At 70.3% G+C, this 21,308-nt stretch carries 19 protein-coding genes and 1 tRNA gene; 13 read left to right on the top strand and 7 right to left on the bottom strand.

The window, feature by feature from the left end; all coding sequences use genetic code 11:
- Positions 1-69: 69 nt before the first annotated feature.
- The 3 genes from AOJ26_RS04955 to AOJ26_RS04965 form a co-directional block, all read right to left on the bottom strand.
- Positions 70-717, bottom strand: coding sequence for an HAD family hydrolase (locus AOJ26_RS04955; RefSeq protein WP_053846926.1), 648 nt, complete (start codon positions 715-717; stop codon positions 70-72).
- Positions 718-907: 190 nt separating this feature from the next.
- Positions 908-2,122 carry an MFS transporter gene (locus AOJ26_RS04960; protein WP_053846950.1) on the bottom strand — a complete coding sequence of 405 codons (1,215 nt, stop codon included), beginning with the start codon at positions 2,120-2,122 and terminating at the stop codon, positions 908-910.
- A gap of 163 nt (positions 2,123-2,285) precedes the next feature.
- A complete protein-coding gene (locus AOJ26_RS04965; protein ID WP_053846927.1) occupies positions 2,286-3,260 on the bottom strand; it encodes a GlxA family transcriptional regulator in 975 nt (324 codons plus the stop codon).
- Between the two features lie 135 nt (positions 3,261-3,395).
- Between AOJ26_RS04965 and AOJ26_RS04970 the strand changes: the two genes are divergently transcribed.
- The 3 genes from AOJ26_RS04970 (at position 3,396) to AOJ26_RS04980 (ending at position 5,184) form a co-directional block, all read left to right on the top strand.
- Complete coding sequence (locus AOJ26_RS04970) at positions 3,396-4,034, top strand: HD domain-containing protein (RefSeq protein WP_179200245.1); 639 nt, start codon at positions 3,396-3,398, stop codon at positions 4,032-4,034.
- 53 nt (positions 4,035-4,087) lie between these two features.
- Positions 4,088-5,008 (top strand): NADP-dependent oxidoreductase, encoded by a 921-nt coding sequence (locus AOJ26_RS04975; protein WP_053846928.1) that lies wholly within the window; start codon positions 4,088-4,090, stop codon positions 5,006-5,008.
- 99 nt (positions 5,009-5,107) lie between these two features.
- Positions 5,108-5,184: transfer RNA gene (locus AOJ26_RS04980), tRNA-Trp, on the top strand.
- 143 nt (positions 5,185-5,327) lie between these two features.
- Here AOJ26_RS04980 and AOJ26_RS04985 read toward each other — a convergent pair.
- Positions 5,328-8,693: an ALF repeat-containing protein gene (locus AOJ26_RS04985; RefSeq protein WP_078959745.1), complete on the bottom strand. Its 3,366-nt coding sequence runs from the start codon at positions 8,691-8,693 to the stop codon at positions 5,328-5,330.
- A gap of 595 nt (positions 8,694-9,288) precedes the next feature.
- On the opposite strand from AOJ26_RS04985, the gene AOJ26_RS04990 reads away from it, so the two are divergent.
- The 4 genes from AOJ26_RS04990 (at position 9,289) to AOJ26_RS05000 (ending at position 13,162) form a co-directional block, all read left to right on the top strand.
- Complete coding sequence (locus AOJ26_RS04990; RefSeq protein WP_053846929.1) at positions 9,289-9,720, top strand: hypothetical protein; 432 nt, start codon at positions 9,289-9,291, stop codon at positions 9,718-9,720.
- On the top strand, positions 9,717-9,863 hold the full coding sequence (locus tag AOJ26_RS43310; RefSeq protein ID WP_159044209.1) for a hypothetical protein: 147 nt from the start codon (positions 9,717-9,719) through the stop codon (positions 9,861-9,863). Before AOJ26_RS04990 ends, AOJ26_RS43310 begins: the two co-directional genes overlap by 4 nt.
- A gap of 264 nt (positions 9,864-10,127) precedes the next feature.
- The gene (locus tag AOJ26_RS04995) at positions 10,128-12,086 is read left to right on the top strand and encodes a DNA/RNA non-specific endonuclease (RefSeq protein ID WP_086724013.1); all 1,959 of its coding nucleotides are present in this window, start codon (positions 10,128-10,130) and stop codon (positions 12,084-12,086) included.
- 29 nt (positions 12,087-12,115) lie between these two features.
- Complete coding sequence (locus AOJ26_RS05000; RefSeq protein ID WP_053846931.1) at positions 12,116-13,162, top strand: hypothetical protein; 1,047 nt, start codon at positions 12,116-12,118, stop codon at positions 13,160-13,162.
- Between the two features lie 24 nt (positions 13,163-13,186).
- Here AOJ26_RS05000 and AOJ26_RS05005 read toward each other — a convergent pair whose 3' ends face one another.
- Positions 13,187-14,098, bottom strand: a complete 912-nt coding sequence (locus AOJ26_RS05005; protein WP_053846932.1) for a hypothetical protein — start codon at positions 14,096-14,098, stop codon at positions 13,187-13,189.
- Positions 14,099-14,103: 5 nt separating this feature from the next.
- The gene (locus tag AOJ26_RS05010; protein WP_063790227.1) at positions 14,104-14,538 is read right to left on the bottom strand and encodes a peptidase inhibitor family I36 protein; all 435 of its coding nucleotides are present in this window, start codon (positions 14,536-14,538) and stop codon (positions 14,104-14,106) included.
- A gap of 263 nt (positions 14,539-14,801) precedes the next feature.
- Here AOJ26_RS05010 and AOJ26_RS05015 point away from each other — a divergent pair, with 263 nt between their 5' ends.
- The 3 genes from AOJ26_RS05015 to AOJ26_RS05025 all read left to right on the top strand — a co-directional run bounded on the left by AOJ26_RS05015 (position 14,802) and on the right by AOJ26_RS05025 (position 17,299).
- Positions 14,802-15,407 (top strand): TetR/AcrR family transcriptional regulator, encoded by a 606-nt coding sequence (locus AOJ26_RS05015; protein WP_053846934.1) that lies wholly within the window; start codon positions 14,802-14,804, stop codon positions 15,405-15,407.
- A 44-nt stretch (positions 15,408-15,451) separates the two neighbouring features.
- The gene (locus tag AOJ26_RS05020; RefSeq protein ID WP_053846935.1) at positions 15,452-16,405 is read left to right on the top strand and encodes a DMT family transporter; all 954 of its coding nucleotides are present in this window, start codon (positions 15,452-15,454) and stop codon (positions 16,403-16,405) included.
- 249 nt (positions 16,406-16,654) lie between these two features.
- Positions 16,655-17,299: a dihydrofolate reductase family protein gene (locus AOJ26_RS05025; RefSeq protein ID WP_053846936.1), complete on the top strand. Its 645-nt coding sequence runs from the start codon at positions 16,655-16,657 to the stop codon at positions 17,297-17,299.
- 111 nt (positions 17,300-17,410) lie between these two features.
- On the opposite strand, the gene AOJ26_RS05030 is transcribed toward AOJ26_RS05025, so the two are convergent.
- A complete protein-coding gene (locus AOJ26_RS05030) occupies positions 17,411-18,097 on the bottom strand; it encodes an HNH endonuclease family protein (RefSeq protein ID WP_234358442.1) in 687 nt (228 codons plus the stop codon).
- Between the two features lie 363 nt (positions 18,098-18,460).
- Between AOJ26_RS05030 and AOJ26_RS05035 the strand changes: the two genes are divergently transcribed.
- The 3 genes from AOJ26_RS05035 to AOJ26_RS05045 all read left to right on the top strand — a co-directional run bounded on the left by AOJ26_RS05035 (position 18,461) and on the right by AOJ26_RS05045 (position 21,296).
- A complete protein-coding gene (locus tag AOJ26_RS05035; protein WP_053846938.1) occupies positions 18,461-19,504 on the top strand; it encodes a polyprenyl synthetase family protein in 1,044 nt (347 codons plus the stop codon).
- Positions 19,505-19,722: 218 nt separating this feature from the next.
- Entirely contained in the window at positions 19,723-20,538 is an 816-nt protein-coding gene (locus tag AOJ26_RS05040; RefSeq protein WP_306300064.1) for an ABC transporter ATP-binding protein, read from the top strand.
- Entirely contained in the window at positions 20,535-21,296 is a 762-nt protein-coding gene (locus tag AOJ26_RS05045; RefSeq protein WP_234358444.1) for an ABC transporter permease, read from the top strand. The genes AOJ26_RS05040 and AOJ26_RS05045 overlap by 4 nt, the downstream gene beginning before the upstream one ends.
- Positions 21,297-21,308 lie beyond the last annotated feature (12 nt).

Below are 21,308 nucleotides of genomic sequence, written 5' to 3' on the forward strand. Positions count from 1 at the left end.
GTTGATCCGAGGAGACCGTCTCGCCCGCGCCTGGCACCGGTGAGCGCGGTTCCGGGAGACGGTCCCCGGCTATGCCGAGTCCTGGTCGAGCAGGTAATCGATGGCCTCCACGACGTCGCCGACCGTGTGGTGCGGGGTCACCAGTCCGTCGGGCCAGGGACGGCCGGTGACCCAGATGGTGCGCAGGCCCGCGTCATGGCCGCCGGCGATGTCGGTCTCCGGATTGTCGCCGGTCATCCAGTCGCCCGGAGTGAGCTGGGTACCGCATCGCGCGGCGGCGAGCTCGAAGAGCCGTGGGTCGGGTTTGCGTATGTCGATGTCACCGGAAGCGGCGATCCCGTCGATCAGGTCGGAGAGACCGGTGGCGTGGATCTTGGCCCGCTGGATGTCGCTGGCGCCGTTCGTGGCGACACCGATGCTCCAGCCCGCCTGCTTGAGACGTTCCAGGCTGTCGAGTACGGCAGGGCGGCAGTGCATGGAGGCCGCCATGCGGTCGATGTAGACGCGCCACAGATGGTCGGCGCTCTCACTGACGGGGAAGGTGGCGCGCAGTCGGTCGAAGTCACGGCGCTCGGCGTGGTCGGCCAGCTCGGTCAGCAGCCACTGCTCGATCTCCGGGCCGTAGGCGTGGTCATGGCTCAGGGAGGTGATGGCATCGGCGAAGGCGCCGGTGCGGTCGACCAGAGTGCCGTCCAGATCGAAGATCGCGAGTTTCACGATGATGGACCCTACTTGCCGCGGAGGGTGACCGGTACGGTCCTGTCCTGCTTCGGCTGCTGTGGGGTCGGTCGGTCACGGCTCGCTCGGTCCGAGTGGGTCCCCCGGTTCCGACTGAGGCGCAGGCGCAGGCCGGAGTCGGTGCCGCGGTACCCCGCCAGGTGGGCACCCAGGCTCGCCGGGCCCCGCGTCAGGCGTCCAGCGTCGCGCCGGCCCGCTCGCGGGTGTCGGCGGCGGGCGCGAGCAGGATCGCGGAGGCGACGAACACGAGTACCGCGAGCATGGCCGTACGCAGCCCGTAGTGGTCACCCAGGAAACCGAGGGCGGGTGGTCCGACGAGGAACGCGACGTAGCCGATCACGGCGACCAGGGAGACGCGCGCGGTCTGGTCCGGGCCCGAGTCGCCGGCCGCCGACAGGGCCACCGGGAAGCCGAGCGAGGCGCCGAGTCCCCAGAAGAGAACGGACGCCGCCGCGACGGCCGCGTTGTCGGAGAAGATCACCAGGACGAGGCCGAGGGCACCGGAGAGGGCGCTCGCCCGCAGGACGGTGGCACGCCCGAAGCGGACGAGGAAGAACGTGCCGCAGAAGCGGCCCAGTGTCATCGCGGCGGCGAACCCGACGTAGACGAGCGAACCGGCTGTGGCGTCCAGGCCGTGGCCGTCCACCATGAGCAGCGGCAGCCAGTCATTGGCCGCCCCTTCGGCCAGCGCCATGGCCAGCACGATCGCGCCGATGAGGAGCAGCTTGCGGTCCTTCCAGACCTGCGGCGCGGCGTGTCCGGCAGGGTCGGTGTGCCCGGCAGGGTCGGCGGTCCGGCGCCGGGTGCTGAGACCGACGCCCGTCGGCAGCGCACGTGAGGCGTGGATCAGCATGCCCGTGGCGGCCACTGTGATCGCGGCGAGGTGCCAGTGGACCGGGAGCTCCACAGCCGTGGCGGTCATCCCGGCCAGGGCGCCGACGACCGTGCCGAGGCTGAAGCAGCCGTGCAGGGTGGGCAGGACCGGTGTGCCGGTGAGGCGTTCGACGTCGGCGCCGTCCACGTTGACCGCCACCTCGCCCGAACCCATGCCCGCACCGAAGAGGAAGAGACCGGCGGTGACCAGGGCAGGCGACGAAGCGGCGCTGCCTGCGCCGATGACGATCGTGGCCGCAACGATCAGGACGGTGCCGAGCACGATCACGGGCCGGGTGCCGAGGCGTTCCACGAAGCGGCCGGAGCACAGGATGCCGATCATCGATCCGACGGACAGGCCGAAGAGGATCAGCCCCATCTCCGCGGTGGAAGCGCCCAGTCGGTCCCGCACGTCCGGGGTGCGCGTGACCCAGGACGACATGGCGATACCCGGGACGAAGAAGAAGAGGTAGAGGGCTTGGCGGCGCCGACGCACGGCGGGGTCTGTCAAGGGTGGCTCCGCGGGGCTCGTCTGCAGGGGCGGGCCGGCGGCGGGCCCCGCGTCCATCGGTATGTACAAATGTACATAATCCTGGGGCGGGTCCCGCCGGGCAGCGTCTACGCGGCAAGTGCGAGGGCGCACACTCACGCTCGTGCCGCCCTGCCCCGGGACGCTATCCGGTCTGCTCGCGGCGGGCGGTGGCGAACCGGCGCTGGTAGGCGGCCGGGCTGATGGACAACTCCCGGGCGAAGACACGGCGCAGGCTCTCGTAGCTCGGGAAGCCGGCCATGGACGCCGCGTGGGTGGCGGTGTGCCCCTGGTCGAGGAAGGACTTCGCGATGTCGAAGCGGATCGACTCGACGTAGCGGGCGGGCGTGGTGCCCAGCTCCTCCCGGAACAGCCTGGTGAGGTGGCGCGTACTGACGTTGAGCCGTCCGGCGAGCGCGGCGAGGGAGTAGTCGTCGGCGGGATCCGCGGTGACCAGGTCGACGACCCTGCGCAGTGCCGGCGACCGGGGCGGTGAGCCCTGCAGGGGCGCGGAGAACTGTGACTGGCCGCCCGCCCGCTGCAGATAGACCACCAGGGAGCGGGCCACCTCACGGCTGACGTCGGGGCCGTGGTCCTCCTCGACGAGCGCGAGGGCCAGGTCGATGCCCGCGGTGACGCCCGCCGACGTGTACATCGTGCCGTCGCGCACGTAGATGGCGTCCGGCTCGACGCGGGCCTTGGGGTGCCGGCTGGCGAGTTCGCCGGCGATCTTCCAGTGGGTGGTCGCCCGCCTGCCGTCCAGGAGCCCCGTCGCTCCGAGGACGAAGGCCCCGGAACACACGGAGGCGACACGGCCCGCATGAGCCGCCAGGTGCCCGGTCGCCTCGGCCAGATCGCGCGTGACCGGCGTCCTGGGATAGACGTCCCCGCCCGGAACCAGGAGCGTGTCGGGGTCCGTCCGGGTGGCGGCGCTGCCGTCGACCGCGATCCGCATGCCGATCGAGGAGGTGACGTCGGCGCCCGTCGTCGACAGCACGGCGATCCGGTAGTCGGCGCCGAGCAGGTTCGCCTCCCCGAACACCTCGGCCGGGCCGGCGACGTCCAGCAGCTTGACCCCGTCGTAGACGAGGATCGCCACGCGGTGCGGGGCGGAGCTCACTGGCCCACCCTGGGATGACCGGATTCGAGGGAGTCATGGCCGGACGGAGGCGGCGCCGGGGGCCGCGAGGTCGGCAGTGTGGAGAGCGGGCCCACGGTCCACCCGTCGTACATCGCATCGGAAAGCGCGGACATCATGACCGACATCATCGCAGGGGTGGAAATACCCGGAACCCCGGCCGTCGCGGAGGCCACGGAGTTCCTTCGGGAGCGGACGAACCCTTTGATCCTCCACCACTCCCGGCGGGTATTCCTCTTCGGTTCCCTCCATGCGCGTGCAAGGGGCCTGCGGCCCGATCCCGAGTTGCTCTACGTCTCGGCGATGTTCCACGACGTAGGCCTTTTGATCCCGTTCCGCGACGAGCAGCAGCGATTCGAGCTGGACGGCGCCGACCACGCGCAGAAGTTCCTCCTGGAACGCGGGTTCTCCGAAAGCGCCGCCGACGTGGTCTGGAGGGCGATCGCTCTGCACACCACACCGGGGATTCCGGGCCGGATGGAACCCGAGGTCGCCGCCACGAACTACGGCGTCCTGACCGATGCGATCGGCTGGGGGCTTGATGAAGTCCGACGTGACCAGACGGACGAGATCGTCGCCGCCCACCCGCGCGGCGATTTCAAGAAGGAATTCCTTCAGGCATTCGTCGACGGCCTCAAAGACCGCCCGGACACCACCTACGGGACCGTCAACGCGGACGTCCTGGAGCACTTCGTGCCCGGATTTCGACGCACGTCCATGGTGGAGCGGGTCCTGGAGGCTCCGTGGCCACGGTGACCCGGCCGTTCCCACCCTTCGCTCACCTCAGACCACACCACGAAAGGCACATCATGCGCGCCATCACTGTTCGGGATCGCGAAGCCGGGCTCAAGGGACTGACCCTGGAGGAGCTTCCCCACCCCCACGCCGCCGAGAACGACGTCATCCTGCGGGTGCACGCCGCGGGCTTCACCCGGGGCGAGCTCGACTGGCCCGCCACCTGGACCGACCGCGCCGGCCGTGACCGCACCCCGAGCGTGCCCGGCCACGAGGTCTCGGGAGTCGTGACGGAACTCGGATTCGGAACGACCGGCCTCACCGTCGGCCAGCGCGTCTTCGGACTGGCCGACTGGACCCGCGACGGATCGCTCGCCGAGTACGTCTCCGTGGAAGCCCGTAACCTCGCCCCGCTGCCCGCCGACATCGACCACACCGTGGCCGCCGCCCTGCCGATCTCCGGTCTGACCGCCTGGCAGGGCCTGTTCGACCACGCCCGCCTCACCACCGGCCAGACCGTCCTGATCCACGGGGCCGCCGGCGGCGTCGGTTCGATCGCCGTGCAGCTCGCCCACGAAGCGGGCGCCCGCGTGGTCGGCACGGGCCGCTCCGCCGACCGGGACACCGTCCTCGCGCTGGGCGCGCACGTGTTCCTCGACCTGGAAGCCGAGCGGTGGGAGGAGACGGGGCAGGTCGACGTCGTGTTCGACGTCATCGGCGGCGACGTCCTCAACCGCTCGGCCGCCCTCGTACGGCCCGGCGGCACGCTCGTCAGCATCGCTCAGCCGCCCACCGTGCGCCCTGCCGACGGCCGAGCCGTCTTCTTCGTGGTCGAACCCGACCGGGCACGCCTCGCCGACCTCGCCCGGCGGGTGCGGGAGGGCCGACTTCAGGTGCGCGTCGGCGCGGTGCGGCCGCTTGCGGAAGCGGCCGACGCCTTCACCTCACGAGAGCGCGTACCCGGCCGCACGATCATTCGCGTCGCCGAGGACTGAGGACGACGGGGTGGGCAGGGCGAGCGGCCTGCGTCCACCCCGGCCGTCAAAAACCCTTGGTGACGGGTCTCGCGGGCATGACAAGCTGTCCGCAGACCAAGGGGTGTAGCTCAGACGGCCAGAGCGCCGGTCTCCAAAACCGGATGCCGCAGGTTCGACTCCTGCCACCCCTGCCACGCCTTCATGTGAGTGGCGCCGATGGGCCTGTTGCTCCGTTCCCGGTCCGCCGGCAGCCGACTGAGGCAAGTCTGTGTCGGGTGACCGGGGCGGCACCGTGCTCGGCGGTGCCGCCCGTCTGCCGGCGCGAGCGGCGCGGAGGTCAGAACATCGAGGAGAGGCCGCTGGTGATCGAGGAGACCAGTTCCTTTCCTTCCTCGGCGACCTCCTTCACCACCGGAGCCACCCGCTTGGCGACCGGGGTGATCCACTTGGACTGCCCGTAGGTGACCAGGCTCAACGCGGTGCCGGCCGCGGCCCACATGAACTCGCTGCTGGTGAAGCCGTGTTCGATACCGGTGAACAGGGTGCTCAGCGCGCCGGCGCCCATCGCGATGCCGCCGAAGATCGCTGCGGCCGGGACACCGACCACGGCGAACGGCGGGAAGACGAGGCTGGCCACCCCCAGGCCGGCGGAGATGAGACCCGCGCCGACGCTGACGTAGCTGAACGCGTCGGCCCACCAGCCGGCGTCCGAGTACCACGCGTCGTTGTCGCCGCCGCTGCCGTTCTGGTTGACCTCGTCATTGGTGCCGTTGTCGGCCGGGTTGTGGCCGTTGTTCCGGTCCTGTTGCGCCTTCTCGGCGGCCTCACGGGCGGCCTCGCGGGCCTCCGCCTGGCGCTTCTGGATGACGATGGCACGTGCCTGGTTCGCCGCCGCGGCCGCCGTGGCCGCGTCCCGGCCCGCCGCGAGCTCCGACTGGCGCGCGCTGGCCGCGGACTGCTGGGCGCTGTAGGCGGAGGCCAGGGCCGAACGGGCCGCGTCGATCGCTTTGTTCGCGGAGTAGTTGGCCGAGCGGGAGGCGGTGCGCGCCGTCGAGGCGGCGGCCGAGGCCTTGTTCGCGGAGGCCTGCGCGTCGGCGGCCGACTTGTCCGCCGCGTCGGCGTTCTGCCGGGCCTGGTCGGAGTACTGGCCGGCCTTCGTGCCCGCGGCGATGGCCTTGTCCGCCCAGTCCTGGGCCTCGGCGGCGGCGTTACGGGCGGTCGCCGCCACCTGTGACGCCAGGGCCGCGGTCTGCTGCGCGGTGTAGGCGGTCTTGGCCGCGGCGGCGATCGCCCCCTGGATCGCGGCGACATGGGTGGCGGCGTCGTGGTCGAGCTGGGCCGCGGCGTACTGCACGACCTGCACGAAGTTCCGGCGCATCCACGTCGGCCCCTCCAGGGCGACGTCGCCGTAAGCCTTTGTGTAGTCGCCGCCGTTGGCCACCGAGGTGGCGGTCTCGACGGCGTCGTCCTCCCGTACGGCCGCGGGGTAGGTGCGGTCGAAGAAGTCCTGCAACGCCTCCGGGGTGTTCTTGTCGAGCGCCTCGTTGGCCGCCTGGGTGACGGCCTTGCCGGGCTTCTGGTCGAGGATCCGGCCGATCTGCACCCGGTTGTCGTCCTGCGAGGCCCGGATCACCCCGGAGGTCAGGAAGTCCCCGATTGCCGTGGCGCTGTTGCTCTCCAACGCGGCCACCGCGGCCTTGGCGATGGTGGGGTTGGAGACCTGGGCGATGTAGAGGACGGTCTCCCGGTCGTCCTGGCCCTGGGCGACGGCCCGGTCGAGGTCGATCCAGGAGAAGACGTCGTCGTCGCTGCCGGACAGCGCGAACTGGGCGGCCTCTCGGGTCCAGGCGCCCTTGGCCTCCAGCAGCGCGGTGGCGGCCTTACGGCCCAGGGTGGCGGCGAGGGACAGGTCGCCGTCGGTGAACAGGGCCTTCTCGGCAGCGCTGATCAGGTCCTTGACCGCTTGGTCGGTCTGTGCTTCCTGGGCCCGCTTGTTCGCGTACTCGGCCTGCTCCCGCGCCTCGATCTCGGCGAGCAGCCGGGCCTCGTCCAGGCCCTGGAGGCGTTCCTGCTCCAGGCGGGCGAGTTCGGCCTCCCGTGCCGCCTTGGCGACGGCGATGGCGTCCGTGACGGCCTTGGTGGCGGTGTCGGCGGCCTTGACGGCCTCGGCGGCGTGGGCGGTGGACTTGTTCGCGAAGTCGATGGCCTTGCCCGCGTTCGCGACGGCTTCGTCGACGGCGTCGGCCGCCTTCTCGGCGTGCGCCGCCGCGGAGTTGGCGGCATCCCGTGCGTCGCTCGCCGCCTTGGCCGCCGTGTTGGCGAGGGCCTGGGCGGTGGAGGCGGCGTTCGTGGCGCGGTTGGCGGCGGCGGAGGCGATGGCGGCCTGGCGCTTGGCCTCGGCGGCCTGCGACTGGGCGACGCCGGACGCGGCCGCGGCCTGGGCGGAGGCAGCGGCCGCGGCGGCGGAGTTGCGGGCCGCGGAGGCGGCCGAGGCGCTGGCGCTGACGGACTGCGCACAGGCGGCGCGTGCGTAGTCGGCGGCCTTGGCCGCGGAGCGGGCCTTCGCGGCGGAGTTGCGGGCGGCGACGGCGGCGTTCTTGGCCGCCTCGGTCTTGCCGGCGTCCTTGGAGGCCGCGATGGCGGCGTTGTAGGCCCGGGACGCGGCGCCGCCGGCGGCGGACGCGGCCTGGGAGGCGGCGGTGGCCGCCCAGGAGGCGCGGCGGGAGGCGTTCACCGCGGCGTTGGAGGCGTTGATGGCGATCCGGGCGGCGTTCGCGGCACCCGAGGCCGCACTGGCGGCCTTGCGGGCGGCGGCCGCGGACTTCTGCACGTCCTCCTTGGCGGCCTCGGCCTCGGCGGCGGCCTTCTCGGCGGCCTTCTTCGCCTCGGCCGCGGCGGCCTGGGCCCGCTCGGACGCCTCGATGGCCAGGTCGGTCTCCGCCTGGGCGCGCTTGCCCTCCCGGTCGACGACCGCGACGAGTTCCTCGATGGTCGCGGACTCCTGGTCGCGCGCGCGGGCGATGTGCTGGCCGGTGTCGAGGAACCACTGGATGTCCGACGCGGAGCCGTTCAGGGCCCGGTTGGCATACTTCTGCACCTCCGGCCCGGCGTTGACCAGCATGGCGGCGACCTGGAGCTGCGAGTCCTCCAGGCGGGCGGTGTACTGACCCTCCGTCAGGAACGTCTCCAGCGCCGCGCGCGTGCCCGTGTCCAGGGCGGCGGACGCCTTGCGCTGGACCGCCTTTCCGCCGGTGGCCGACAGGATGGCGGTCGCCACCTGGAGGTCTTCCAGGAGGGCCGACTCGTAACCACCCTGAAGGAAGGCCGAGATGGCGCTGTCGCCGCTGTCGAGAGCGGCTACGGCCTCGCGGCGCAGGCCCTTTCCGGAGCGGGCGAGGAAGCTGGCGATCGCGACGCGGTTGTCCTCGGTGGTCACCGTCGGCAGGGTCTGGGTGAGGAAGGCCTGGATGTCGGCGTCGGTTCCGAACAGGGCGTCGGCCGCTGCCGCCTTGGTGGCCCGGCCGCCGGTCATCCAGGCCTTGACCACCTTGGCCCGGTCGGTGTCGGGGAGGGTGAGCGGATCGGGTGTCGTGGCGTCGGCGGCGCGGGCCACGGGCGTCCACGCCAGAGGTGCGGCGGCGGCAGCCGTGACGGCGGCGAGCGAACCGAGGAGCCGTCTGCGACTCCAGAACATCGTCTGCATAGGAAGTTTTCCTCGTGGTTTCTGCCGTCGCGGCAGATCGGCGATCACTGACACGGCAGGCTTCCCCCGCACGGCCGGGCAGTCATGTGTGGCACCGGTGAGACGTATGCGTTGCCTGCGCACGGACGTGACCATACCAACGCGGATGCAGTGAGCAATCAATATGGCGCTGTGAATTGAATCCGCGCAGAAGGAACGCACCCGAAGTTCGTTACCGTTTCTTTATGAGGGTCCGTACAACCCTTCCTGGGGTGTGGCGAGGGTCACAAAAGACCGCCAACTGTCGTCCGTTTTATGGCTGTTGGCGGAGTGGACAAGCCAGGGGGGAGCGAGATGGCATGTGGGAGGCAAAGCGACGCCCGGGCCTCGGGGCGCTTTTTGAACGGGGGAAAGATGATTCCTTCATGCCTGCCTTGAACCAGGTTACGGACTTCTTTCAGGAAGCGACGATTTGAGGAAAGTGATGAAGTCGCGCATCACCTTCACGGCGAATTCGCGCCCCTTTTCGGTGCGGGCACGGTGTGGAAAAATACTGACCCGCGCTCTGGGCGCGGCAACCGTCGGCGCCCTGGCATGGACGGTCCTCGCGGTCGGCGTGCCCGGAGGAACCCACGCCGAGGCCGGCACCGCCGCGACCGTCGCGGACAGCGCCCCCGGTTACGCGGTCGAGGACTTCGGCTACCCGCAGGCCGACAAGATCCTGGCCGAGAAGAACATCGTGCTCAAGCGGGGCGACGGTCACATCACGCTCGCCGACTGCGCCAGTGGGAAAGGCCAGTTGGAGGTCCAGGCGCGCGACAGGAGCAAGGTCTGCTTCGACGTCAAGGGCGCCTCGGGCTGGCTGACCCTGGAGCTGCCGTCGGTCTACCTCATCCGCGGCAACGACTACGCGACCGAGGTCGACATGACGGTGGGCACCGGGGAGACGACGTACGACATCGCCAAGAACGCCTGGACCCCGGTGGGCGAGAGCACGGACGAACAGGGCCGTGAATTCACGCTCCTGGAGATCAGGAGCACCAAGTGAGCAGATCAGGCAGCCGCCTTCGCCGCCTCGCGCCGGCCGCGGGCAGCAGCCTCCACGGTGCGGTCACCGCCGTGACCACGTACCAGCCCGGAACCGGCGGCCTGCCCGCCGCCGGGTCGGTATTCGGCCACGCGGCGAGGTGACCCATGCGCCCTCCGGGGACCGGCGAGGGCCGGTTCCCGGAGGACGCACCAGGCCTCGGCGCCGACGAAGCGACCTGTCGACGGTTCGCGCGTGAACGCGGGCGGTCGGGCCGTCGGTGACCTCACCACGTGCGACCACTGAAGCCATCCCCCGAGGGCCAGGACAGCCCCGGCGCCCCAACCTCCCTCCGAGCCAAGGCAGTGGGCCGCCGTCCGGAACCCCGCCGTGCCGTTCCCCCAGCCAAGAGAAGAGGTATGACGACCATGCATGCGATACGAGCCGAACGGCCCGGACGAAGACGAGCCCGATCGGCCCTCCTGGCCCTGCTGACCGCGGTGACACTGGGCGTGTCGACCGGCGTGAGCCATGCGCAGCAAGGGGCGCAGGAGAACTCGCGGCAGACGGGCAGCCACAAGTCGTCGCAGACGCCGGCGGCCACGCCCCTCGCCACGACCAGCGCCCTTCCGGCGAAAGCCGGAGAGCGCTGCGAGCCGACCCGGCCGGGCTCGAAGGAACGCCGGGCGGGCGCCGCCGAGGCATGCGTGAGCACGAGCCCTGTCCCGGCCCAGCGCACGGCGGCACAGCAGCAGAGCCTCACCTCGCTCGCGGCCGCCGACTCCGCCAGTTGTGACATCACCACCCCCGGCAGCTACTCCTACAAGCGCTTCGCCTACTGCGTCAGCGGCGTGAACGTCCTCTACGTCCTGCGGGACAGCAACGGCAAGGAGATCGGACGCGGCACCCTGACGGTGTCGACCAGCGCGACCCTGCCCGCCAAGGGCACCAAGTGGGACGAGCAGGTCACGGTGACCATGACCGGCGCGAGCGGCGATGTCACCGCTCTCAACGCCAAGTTCAGGGCGTCCTGCGGAAGCGGCTGCACGACGACGAAGAGCGCGCCCTGGTACGGCGGCGACCTGACGCTGGGTCAGTCCCTCACCGGCACCGTCGCCTACTCCTCGGCCCCCGCCCCGAACACGAACGTGCAGTTCACCACCTCGTACAAGCTGTACGTCACCTCCCCGGGCGCCACCGCCGTCGACCCCAACGCCTCCTGGGACAACCCCCGCAAGATCCGCTGCGACGACGCCGTACGGGACGTCACGACCTCGACCACCGCGTCGCCGGGCTGCGTCATCCCCACGGTCACGCCCGTCGTGAAGATGAGCGCACAGGGTTCGGACCCGGGTGGCGCGGTGGCCGCCTACCAGTGGGCGCAGCAGAAACTCGCGGACGGCTGGGGGCAGAACAAGCTGCTGACCAGAGACAGGAGCGGTGCGGCCGACCGTACGGCCCGCACCTGCGGCAGCTTCCAGGCCAACACGGACCTCGTCGAGACCGACACCTGCGCCGAGTTCCCCTTCGCGGAGGTCGAGGAGGGAGGGATCGACGGCGCGAAGTGCGTCGAGGTGATCCCCAACGCCAGCAGCGGTGGGTGGGACACCTATGTGCTCGGTGACAGCCGTGACACGGATTTCGCCTCGCCTTGTGTGCGCGCCCATGTGCCCGCGGCCGACAAGCAGTTTGCCGACGGCGAGCTCACCCAGGGCTTCGAGGGCCAGCGGGTGATCGATGCCGATCAGTTCAAGCTGGAGCTCACCACGCCGGCCGCTGTGCCGCAGGCCCCCTGCCTGTCGAACTGGCCGACCGGTGCGCTTCCCTCCGGTGCCGGTTGGATCAGGAACACCACCGAAGCGGTCGCCCACGTCAACAAGACCACCACCCCGCTCGGCCCGCCCGGAACCCGGCCGGCCCTGGCGCAGGCCTGCCTCGGCAAGACCCTCGGCAAGGGCAAGGACGCCACGGGAGACATCACCGGCTGGCAGGACGCGCAGTTGTTCGCCCAGGCGAATCCGCCCGTGGTCGCGCAGGCCCGCTGCCACCTGATCGCCAACATCCTCGGCGGACCCGGCAGGATCCGCGACGGCGGCCAGAACAACCTCGTCCCCTGCTGGCAGGTGGGGATGAACACCGGTACGCCCAGCATGCGGACGTACGAGTACGAGGCGCAGAAGACGGTGGCGTTGGATTCCTTCGGGCCGAACGACGCGATCTTCTACCAGGTCAACCCGGTCTTCCGGGATGCAACCAGCACCATTCCGGTGGGCGTCACGATGAGCGCTAACATCCAACGGGCGAACGGGACCACGGAGGAGCTGTTCCCCAACGTCTACGTGCCCAACACCCAGGCAGACACCGGGCTGCTCAACCTCGGAAACTGATCTCGGTCAGTTCGCGCTAGGGAGCCAGTATGAGTCGCACCACCCCGCCGCGGCCGTTCGACGTCGCCGCGCTCTTCCCTCAACTGGCTTCCCTGGCACGCCCCGCGACCCGGCTGCACCCCCTTCCCGGGTCCCCGTCAGCGCACGACAGTTCCGTCGGCGGGCCGCTGCTGTGGCCCGCCGACGAGCCGTGGCCGCACTGCGAGGGCCCGCACGAGTGGGACCGGGTGAACGCGCCCCTCTCCCCGGAGGACGTACGGCAGTGGCGCCGCAACCGGGCCGCAGCGGAGAGCCGGCGGCGCCGCGACCCCGGGGGGTCCTGGGCCACACCTGAGGAACTGGCGGCGGAAGAGCGGCTCATGGCCGGCCGCCCTTGGCCCGAGGGCCCGGTCCCCATGCTGCCCGTCGCACAGCTCTACGCCCGCGACATCCCCCTGCTGAGCCCGCCCGGCCAGTCCCGAGCCGACCTGCTCCAGGTCCTGTGGTGCCCCTTCGACCACCCGGCACATCCCAGGACCGCGCTGTTCTGGCGATCCGCCGCCGAGGTCATCGACGTACTGGGCACACCGCCCGAGCCGCCCGCGGTCCAGTTCCCCGGTTACCTGCCGGAGCCGTGTCTGTTCACACCGGAGCAGATCACCGAGTACCCCAGCTACCTGGAGCTGGACAAGGAGTTGCAGGAGCAGCTGGGTGACTGGAGCCGGTGGCAGGCGGCCGGACCTGCGCTCGACAGCTCCTACGAGGTCGCCCCGGAGGAGCTCTACATGGACATGCTGTCCGTCTCCCCGGGCTGGAAGACCGGTGGCTGGAGCCGCTGGGGCCTCACCGACCCCATGCCCCGGCTCTGCCCCTCATGCGGCACCGGTATGGACCCGCTCCTGACGATCGCCTCGACCGAATGGAACGACGGCACGGAGAGCTGGGCCCCCGAGGAGGAGCAGACCGACCCCACACCGCTCCTCCCCGGAACCCCACCTGCGAACTTCACCATGCTCGACCTGGCCCGGGGCTACGACCTGCAACTCCACGTGTGCCCGGTATCCACGGATCATCCGCACCTCGAACTGATCCAGTAGGCGGCGGACTCCGCGCGAGGGCTGCTAGCCCTCCGCGACGATCCGGCGTGCCGCCTCGGTCTTGTTCCGGTGAGCCGTCAGGAGTGTCTGCAGGGACTTGGAGTTCTTGTCGATTTCAGCTTTCTGCAGGGCAGATTCGGCCTTGAACCAGATGTCGAGCAGGTCGGTCTTCTCCTTGCAGCGCACATCCGCGCGCGCGGTCTCTTTCTCCCGCTTGGAGATGTCCTCGCGCTGGAATTCCTTGTTGTTTGCCGGTTCCAGCGGAGAGTCATATCGGAATCCAGAATTCCGCATGCAGGCGGACCAGTTCCGAAAAGCCTCTTTCACCGGCGGCTCGGCCAGCGAGTCCTTGTAGCTCTGTGTGGAGATCCTGCGGGCTGTCTCCGCCGCCGCCGGGGAGTCGTACTCTTCAGCCAATTTCGCGACCGACTGGCCGAAGCAGCCGTTCTTCGGTACTTCTCTTCCCTTGTATACGACCCTTTCGGCACTGCCCGGTTCCGCACCCCGGTTCCCGTAGAACACGCGCAGGGCGTCCTCGGGAAGGTCGGGGCCCGCCGGCAGGGGGCCCATGTCGGGGTGGTACCCGAGGCGTGCCGCCTCGCTCGCGCTGGACAGCCCGTAGCGGCGGTCGGAGGACGTGGAGGTCTCGGCCTCCCGCTGCGGAGGTTCGTACGCGATTCCGAACGTGCGCAGACAGCGCTTGGTCAGGACCTGTTGCGCGGACTCGATCGCGGCGGTCTCGTCTGCGGTGTAGCTGTAGCGGGCGATGGGCAGCCGGTCGAGAAAGGTGACCTGCGGTTTCGCCGCGGTGCTGCCCGAGGTGACAGGAGTCTCGGGGGACCCGGCCGGGGCGCCGCCCGTGCCCGGACCGCTCCCGGAGGAGCAGCCGAGCAGGGCGGCGGCCAGGGCCAGGCACAGGGGTGCCAGGCGTCGCACGCGGATCAGAACTTGTAGCAGTTGTTGTCGTTGCGGCCGTACCCGAAGGAGGCGTTCTCGTTGTACGTGTTCTTCAGTTGGTACGCCGACCCGTACTCCGGCAGGGCGTCACAGGCGCCCTGGAGGTTGCTGCTGAAGTAGATCACCAGGTTGTACGGGGCCATGTTGACCGCGGAGGCGGCATTGTTCTTGACGGGCTGGCCCTTTCCGGTGCCCTCGCCGAGGAACGTGTAACCGTTCAGGCTGTAGTGGTCGAAGCCTCGGAACACGGTGCGGGAACCGGCATAACCGGTGTTGTAGTAGAACCGCATGCAGTAGGTCTGGGAATCGGGACAGGTGAGTCCCGCGTCGGCATTCGACTGCGGGGCCACTCCGAGTACCAGACCCGCGGTGGCGGTGGCGGTCACACCGAGGGAAGCGAACGTTCGGCTCAAACGCATGGCAAATCTCCCGTGTTGGTCATACACGACGGAGCGGCGCCATAATTCCTCGCCGCGCGAGCCGGATGATCGTAACAACCTTTGATCCGAACGGGAATTGGAATTGCTGCTGTGGCATTTGCTGGCCGGGTATATAAAGAGCTATGTCGCACGATGTCTCTGTCGCCGCCCTTTGTCCTGTCCTCGCTCGTGCGAGGGGACTCGTCGAAGACCTTCGCGTCGGCTGGTCTAGGTAGACCTACCTACCTAGTTTTGGGACTGCGATGGGCGACACCGACGTGAGCACGGCGGGCAGTGGGCGGCGTCGACCGGCCCGGGAACGACTCCTTGAGGCAGCGGCCCGGCGCTTCTACGCCGACGGTGTGGCAGCGACCGGGATCGACACGATCACGGCCGAGGCCGGCGTGGCGAAGATGAGCTTGTACAACAACTTCTCCTCCAAGGCCGACCTGGTCCGGGCCTACCTGGATGCCCGGCACGAGGAGTGGCTGCGCCTGTACCGGACACGCCTGGAGCGCGCCGACGGTCCCCGTGAGGGTGTGCTGGCGGTCTTCGACGCGTACGCCGATCACGCCTCGTTCGCGTATGAGTACGGTTTTCGCGGCTGTGGGCTCCTCAATGCCGCCGCCGAGCTGCCGGCCGGGGACGAGGGCCGGACTGTGGTCCGCGCCCACAAGGAGGAGGTCGAGCGCTTGATCCAGGGACACCTGGAGCGGTTGCTGCCCGACCGGCCGGACGAGGCCCGCGCGACAGCTGAACACCTCTCCTTCCTTCTGGAGGGCGCGATGGCCCGGGCCGGCCTGGAAGGCGACGGCGAACGTGTCCAGCACGCCCGGTCGATGGCAGCACTGCTGCTGGACCGGCTGTGAGGGGCACCGACCGCGGTCGGCCCGCGGCAATGGGAGCCCGGTGCGTGCTGGCTGCGTCCCTGCTCTGGGGGACGACCGGGACGGCTGCGACTTACGCCCCGGACGTGGGCCCGCTCGCGATCGGGGCCGTCGCCATGGGCCTCGGCGGACTGCTCCAGGCCCTGATCGCCGCCCCGCAGATCCGCCGCCACGCGTCCCGGCTGCGCGAGCAGCGGAGCACGGTCGGGCTCGGCGCGCTATCGGTGGCGGTCTACCCGCTCGCGTTCTACAGCTCCATGCGTCTGGCGGGAGTCGCCGTCGGTACCGTCGTCTCGATCGGTACCGCCCCGCTCGCCTCGGCCCTGATCGAACGCGTCGTGGACGGCCGCCGGCTCACTCGCCGCTGGATGCTCGCGGCCGCCCTCGGCCTGCTCGGAACCGCCTTGCTGTGCGTGGCCGAGGCCGCCCACACCAGCGATGGCACGGGCCGCGTCTCCATGGGCGGCACGCTGCTCGGCATCGGCCTCGGACTGGTCGCCGCCGCGACATACGCCCTCTACTCCTGGGCCGCGCACCGCCTCATCACCCGTGGGATCCCCTCTCGGGCGGCGATGGGCACCGTCTTCGGCCTGGGCGGGCTGCTCCTTTCACCCGTCCTCATCGCCACGGGTGCGCCGCTCATCGCCTCGTGGACCAACACCTCCGTCGGCGTCTACATGGCGCTGGTCCCCATGTTCGCCGGGTACGTCCTCTTCGGCTGGGGCCTCGCGCACGTACCCGCCAGCATCGCCACCACGTTGTCCCTGCTGGAACCGGCCGTAGCGGCGGTGCTTGCCGTCCTGGTCGTCGGCGAACGCCTCCCCGCCCCGGGCTGGTTCGGCATCGCCCTCGTCATCGCCTGCCTGGCCGTCCTCACCACTCCCACCCCAACTCGGCGCTTCGGCACACAGTTTGGAAACCCCACGGGGAATGCTCCAGTCGCCGTGTATCCCGATTCAGAGCTCGGGCCCAGGCGTTAGAGGGCGATCACTCCGGCGGTCGCCTGGTGCCCTGACCGAGAGGGTTCGCCGGGTTGGCGGTCGGATCGATCGGAGGGGCCGGCGCTGCCGCTTGCGACGCACGTGAGAGGCCGCGTCGGCCACCCCGGTCACCCCGATGCCGTCCACGTCCGGCACGGTCACACCGCCGCCGGGGCCGCTCCCTGACACGCCCTGGAAAAAAGTTGCGGGCCGCTGTCGATCCGGCCTCGTCCCGTTCGACGTCATGATGTGAAGCAACTTCTGAGAGTCATGAACTTCAACGTCTCGAGTGACGGAATCGGTGCCGGTGAGCACCAGAGCCTTGAGCGGCCGTTCGGCCACGACCACCCGGAGAGGCTGTTCAGCTGGGCCGGAGCCACGGCGAGCTGGCCGATGCGCACGGACCCCGGGGGGAGCCGGGGTCTCGACGACTACTTCACGCGAGACTTCGCGCGGAACATCGGTGCAGAGATCATGGGCCGGAACAAGTTCGGTCCCCAGCGCGGGCCCTGGCAGGACCATGACTGGCGCGGCTGGTGGGGGCAGGAGCCACCGTTCCGCACGCCGGTGTTCGTCATGACCCACCACGAGCGTCCGTCGTTCACGCTCTCCGACACCGTGTTCCACTTCGTCGACGGCGACCCGGCCTCGGCCCTCGGACGAGCGCGGGAAGCGGCGCAGGGCAAGGACGTCCGGCTCGGCGGCGGGGTCACCACCATCCGGGAGTTCCTCGATGCCGACCTGGTCGACACCATGCATGTGGCGGTCTCGCCGGTGAAGCTCGGGTCCGGGCTGCGACTCTGGGAATCCCCCGATGAGCTGCGGGACCGGTTCCACCTGGAGGTCGTGCCCAGCCCGAGCGGCGTGACGCACCACCTGTTCTGGCGAAGGTGACGCGACGGCCCCCTCGCCTCACATGGAGGAAGAACGTCGGCCGATAGTGCTTTGCTCGGCCAACACCGTGTCCATGGGTGAGCCCGACCCGTCACCGCTGCCACGCCGCTTTCACGGGGCCGGCGTGAAGGTGACGGTGGTGTTCGGGCAGGACTCCGCCAGTTGGGCAAGGGACTGGCGCTCGTCCCGGTCCGCTGTCAACCGCCAGCGCAGTTTCACGGCGGTCCATTCGGTGATGTACCGGCAGGTCGCCCGGGTGTTGGAAGGCAGCCAGTGCGCGGGGTCCTGATCGCCCTTGCTGCGGTGGGAGGCGGCCGAGACGGCGTTGAGGGTGCGGGGGTCGCCGAGGTCGTTGGCGTAGGACTCGCGGCGTTCGGCCGTCCATTGGGAGGCCCCGGATTCCCAGGCCTCGGCCAGGGCCACGGTGTGGGTGACGTCGAGGGCCGCGGCGGAGGTGATCTCGCCGGCGTCGTAGTAGGACCACCATGTGCCGCCCACGAGGCGGCAGCCCGGTTCGACGGTCGGCGCGCTCACGGCTTCTGCGACGAGGACCTCGCCGCGGGTGTCGCAACCGTCGCCGGGGTCGGCCCCCGCGTTCCAGTGCGGGAACTTCGTGGGGTCGTATCCCGTGTGCGACTCGGCAGCCTGGGGGAGGGCCGCGATCGCCTGGTCGAGGGGCAGTGACTGTGCGGCGGGAGCGGGCACGGCGAGGGCGAGGACGCAGGCGGCGCCGACAGTGACGCAGACGGCGGCTCGGATGAGGTGGTTGATCACGTTCAGCAGGGATAGCGGCGGCACCGTGCGCAGGGCGGTGTGGCACGCGGCGGGTCACTCGGGCGGCCGTAGGAAGAAACGATGCCGCAGCGCGTCGCGCGTCAACTCCGCCTTGACGCGCGGAGTCGGGGACGGTCGTCCGTACGGTCGTGGCCTGCCGTTTTCCGGTGATGCGGCCTCTGTCTGCCGCAGCGGGGTCGAGAGCCGGGTGCCCCGTTGTGACTGTCCGGTCAGTGCACCGTATGAGGGCTGGGCCGCCCCGGTGATCCTTTCGCCGGAGGGCGTGACACGACCGTTTCTGCATCTGCCGTCCCCGGTTGACTGACGTGGTGACCCGGCGCGGCACCGGTTGCCGTGCCATCCGCTCGAAAGCCAGAGGAGTAGCGCATGTCGCAGATCACCGGCCCGGTTCCCGGCGCCGTCTTTCCCCGTCTGGGCTGGGTGGAGGAGATGCTCGCGCCGGCTCTCAGGGAGGCGGTGGCGGCGCTGCCCGGTACGGAGCGGCGCGTGGCGGGTTATCACCGTGGCTGGTGCGAGGCCGACGGCACCCCGCTGCTGTCGGCTCCCAGCCGCGGCAAGACGGTCCGGCCGGCCCTGACGCTGCTGTCCGCGATCGCCGTGGGCGGCGAGCCGCACAGCGCCCTGCCGGGCGCTGTGGCCGTGGAGTTGGTGCACGACTTCACCCTGCTCCACGACGACGTCATCGACGGCGACACCCTGCGCCGGCACCGCCCGGCCTCGTGGACCGTGTTCGGCACCCCGTCGGCGGTGCTTACCGGTGACGCGCTGCTCGCGGCGGCGATGCGGGCGGTGGCCGAGACGCCGGCGCAGGTCGCGGCCGCGGCGGTGCGGGAACTCGTCGGCGCGCTGCTGGACTTGGTCCAGGGGCAGAGCCTGGACGTCGCCTTCGAGGACGCCTGTGAGGTGACGGTGCCGCAGTACTTGGCCATGGCGGAAGGCAAGACGGGATCCCTGATGGGCTGCGCCTGCGCGTTGGGCGGGGTGCTGGCGGGCGCGGACAGTGAACGCGTGGACGGCTTGCGGGAGTTCGGCCGACGGTTGGGTGTGGCTTTCCAGTGCGCTGACGACCTGCTGGGCATCTGGGGTCGCTCGACGCGCAGCGGGAAGCCGGTGGGCGCCGACCTGGCGGCGCGCAAGAAGTCGCTGCCGGTGGTGGCGGCGCTCGCGGGCACCGACCCGGCGGCCGAGCACCTGCGGTCCCTGTACGGCTCGTCAGGCCCCCTGGACGAGCAGGATGTCGCTCTGGCAAGGGAGTTGGTGGAGAAGGCCGGAGGACGGCAGGCGGCCGAGGACGAGGCGCGGCGGCAGATGTCCGGGGCGCTGCGCGCACTGTCGTGTGCCCAGCCGACCGCCGACGCCTACCAGCAGTTGCAGGAAATCGCCCGGGCGATGATTCGGCGGGAATCCTGAACGCGCGCAGGCCAGGGCGGGAAAAGGCGTTGCTGCGGCCGTGACCTGTCGCAAGGTGGGCCGTTGACCGTACGGTGGCCATTTTGTGGTTTCTGCCGCCTTGTTGCCGCTACCGACCGATACCTTCCCTGACGAAACGCAGTGGAGCCGTGCAGCAGACCGAACCGAGTGTGGCTCTTCCCGGTGATGTTCCGGCTGTGTCCGCCTATGGACTTCAGGTGGTCCGAGGCAGCCAGCAGATCCTCTCGAACGTCACCTTCACCATTCCCCGCGGCTGCATCGTGGGGCTGCTGGGCCCCAGCGGCTGCGGCAAGACGACCCTGCTGCGCTCCGTCGTGGGCGTACAGCAGGCCACCGCGGGCCACGTCCAGGTCCTGGGCTTCTCCGCGGGGGCCCCGCAGTTGAGAACCCGCGTCGGCTACGTCACGCAGGCCCCCTCGGTGTACGCCGATCTGACCGTGCTGGAAAACCTGCGCTACTTCGCCGCCGCCCTCGGCATGCGGGGCTGGCGCAGGGAGGACGCGGTCGTGCGCGTGGTCAAGGAGGTCGACCTCGCCGGATACGCGGACAAGCTCGTCGTGCGCCTCTCCGGCGGCCAGTACTCGCGGGTCTCGCTGGCGGTGGCCCTGCTGAACAGCCCCGACCTGCTGGTGATGGACGAACCGACGGTCGGCCTGGACCCCATGGTGCGCCGCGAACTGTGGCTGGTGTTCCAACGGCTGGCCCTGGAGGGCACCACGCTTCTGGTCTCCAGTCACGTCATGGACGAGGCGGACCGGTGCGACCGGCTGCTGCTGATGCGCTCGGGCCGGCTGCTGGCCAGCGCCGACCGGGCCACGCTGCTCAAGCACACCGGCTGCACCGACGTGGAAGAGGCGTTCATGCACCTGGTCGAGGCCGCCGCCGACGCGGAGGCCCGCGCCCGCCGGCGCGCCGCGGCGCAAAGTCTCGTGCCCGACCTGCCCGGGCTGCTCGACCAGTCGGCCGCACCCCAAGCGGAGCAGGCCTTCTTCGCTGCGGACACCCGGCCGTGAACCAGTCACGTCTGGCCGACCGGCTGCCGTTCTCGCCCACCATCACCGCCGCCACCGCCGTGCGGGTGCTCCAGCAGGTCTCCCGGGACAAGGGCAGCACCGCTCTGCTGCTGGGCATCCCCTGCATGCTCATGGTGTTGCTGAAGCTGATGTTCCACGACTCCCAGGACACCTTCCAGCGGGTCGGCCCCCAGGTCTTCGGCATCTTCCCGGTCATCGTGATGTACCTGGTGGCATCAGTTTCCACGCTGCGCGAACGCACCACCGGCACCGCGGAGCGACTGCTGACCATGCCCGTGCGGCGGCTCGACATCGTCCTCGGCTACAGCCTCGCCTTCGCGTTCCTGGCCCTCTTGCAGGCGGTTCTGTCCACGTTGCTGTCCGTGGGGCCGCTGGGGTTGGACATCAAGGGGCCCGCCTATCTCCTCATGGTCATCGCGATGCTCGGGGCCCTGCTGGGCCTGGCCCTCGGCCTGTTGGTGAGCGCCTTCGCCCGCAACGAGTTCCAAGCCGTGCAGTTCCTGCCCGCGGGCGTGCTGCCACAGTTCCTGGTGTGCGGTCTGTTCGTGCCGCGCGACGAGATGCAGGGGGCACTATCGGCTGTGGCCGAGGTCATGCCGATGACGTACGCCGTCCAGGCCGCCGGAGAGGCTGCCGTCCATACCGGCGTCACCTGGCTGTTCGTGCGGGACGCACTGCTGATCCTGGGGTGCGTGATCGCCGTGCTCGCCGCCAGCGCGGCGACGCTGAAGCGGTGAGCGGGCCGTCAA

Source organism: Streptomyces sp. NRRL B-24085 (genome assembly GCF_001282115.1).
Lineage (GTDB): Bacteria > Actinomycetota > Actinomycetes > Streptomycetales > Streptomycetaceae > Streptomyces.

Excerpts from the sequence above, each read along its gene's own strand:
- AOJ26_RS04995 (WP_086724013.1), top strand. The coding sequence starts at position 10,128 with ATGCATGCGATACGAGCCGAACGGCCCGGACGAAGACGAGCCCGATCG.
- AOJ26_RS04975 (WP_053846928.1), top strand. The coding sequence starts at position 4,088 with ATGCGCGCCATCACTGTTCGGGATCGCGAAGCCGGGCTCAAGGGACTG.
- AOJ26_RS05010 (WP_063790227.1), bottom strand. The coding sequence starts at position 14,538 with ATGCGTTTGAGCCGAACGTTCGCTTCCCTCGGTGTGACCGCCACCGCC.
- AOJ26_RS04985 (WP_078959745.1), bottom strand. The coding sequence starts at position 8,693 with ATGCAGACGATGTTCTGGAGTCGCAGACGGCTCCTCGGTTCGCTCGCC.
- AOJ26_RS05015 (WP_053846934.1), top strand. The coding sequence starts at position 14,802 with ATGGGCGACACCGACGTGAGCACGGCGGGCAGTGGGCGGCGTCGACCG.
- AOJ26_RS04970 (WP_179200245.1), top strand. The coding sequence starts at position 3,396 with ATGACCGACATCATCGCAGGGGTGGAAATACCCGGAACCCCGGCCGTC.
- AOJ26_RS05035 (WP_053846938.1), top strand. The coding sequence starts at position 18,461 with ATGTCGCAGATCACCGGCCCGGTTCCCGGCGCCGTCTTTCCCCGTCTG.
- AOJ26_RS05000 (WP_053846931.1), top strand. The coding sequence starts at position 12,116 with ATGAGTCGCACCACCCCGCCGCGGCCGTTCGACGTCGCCGCGCTCTTC.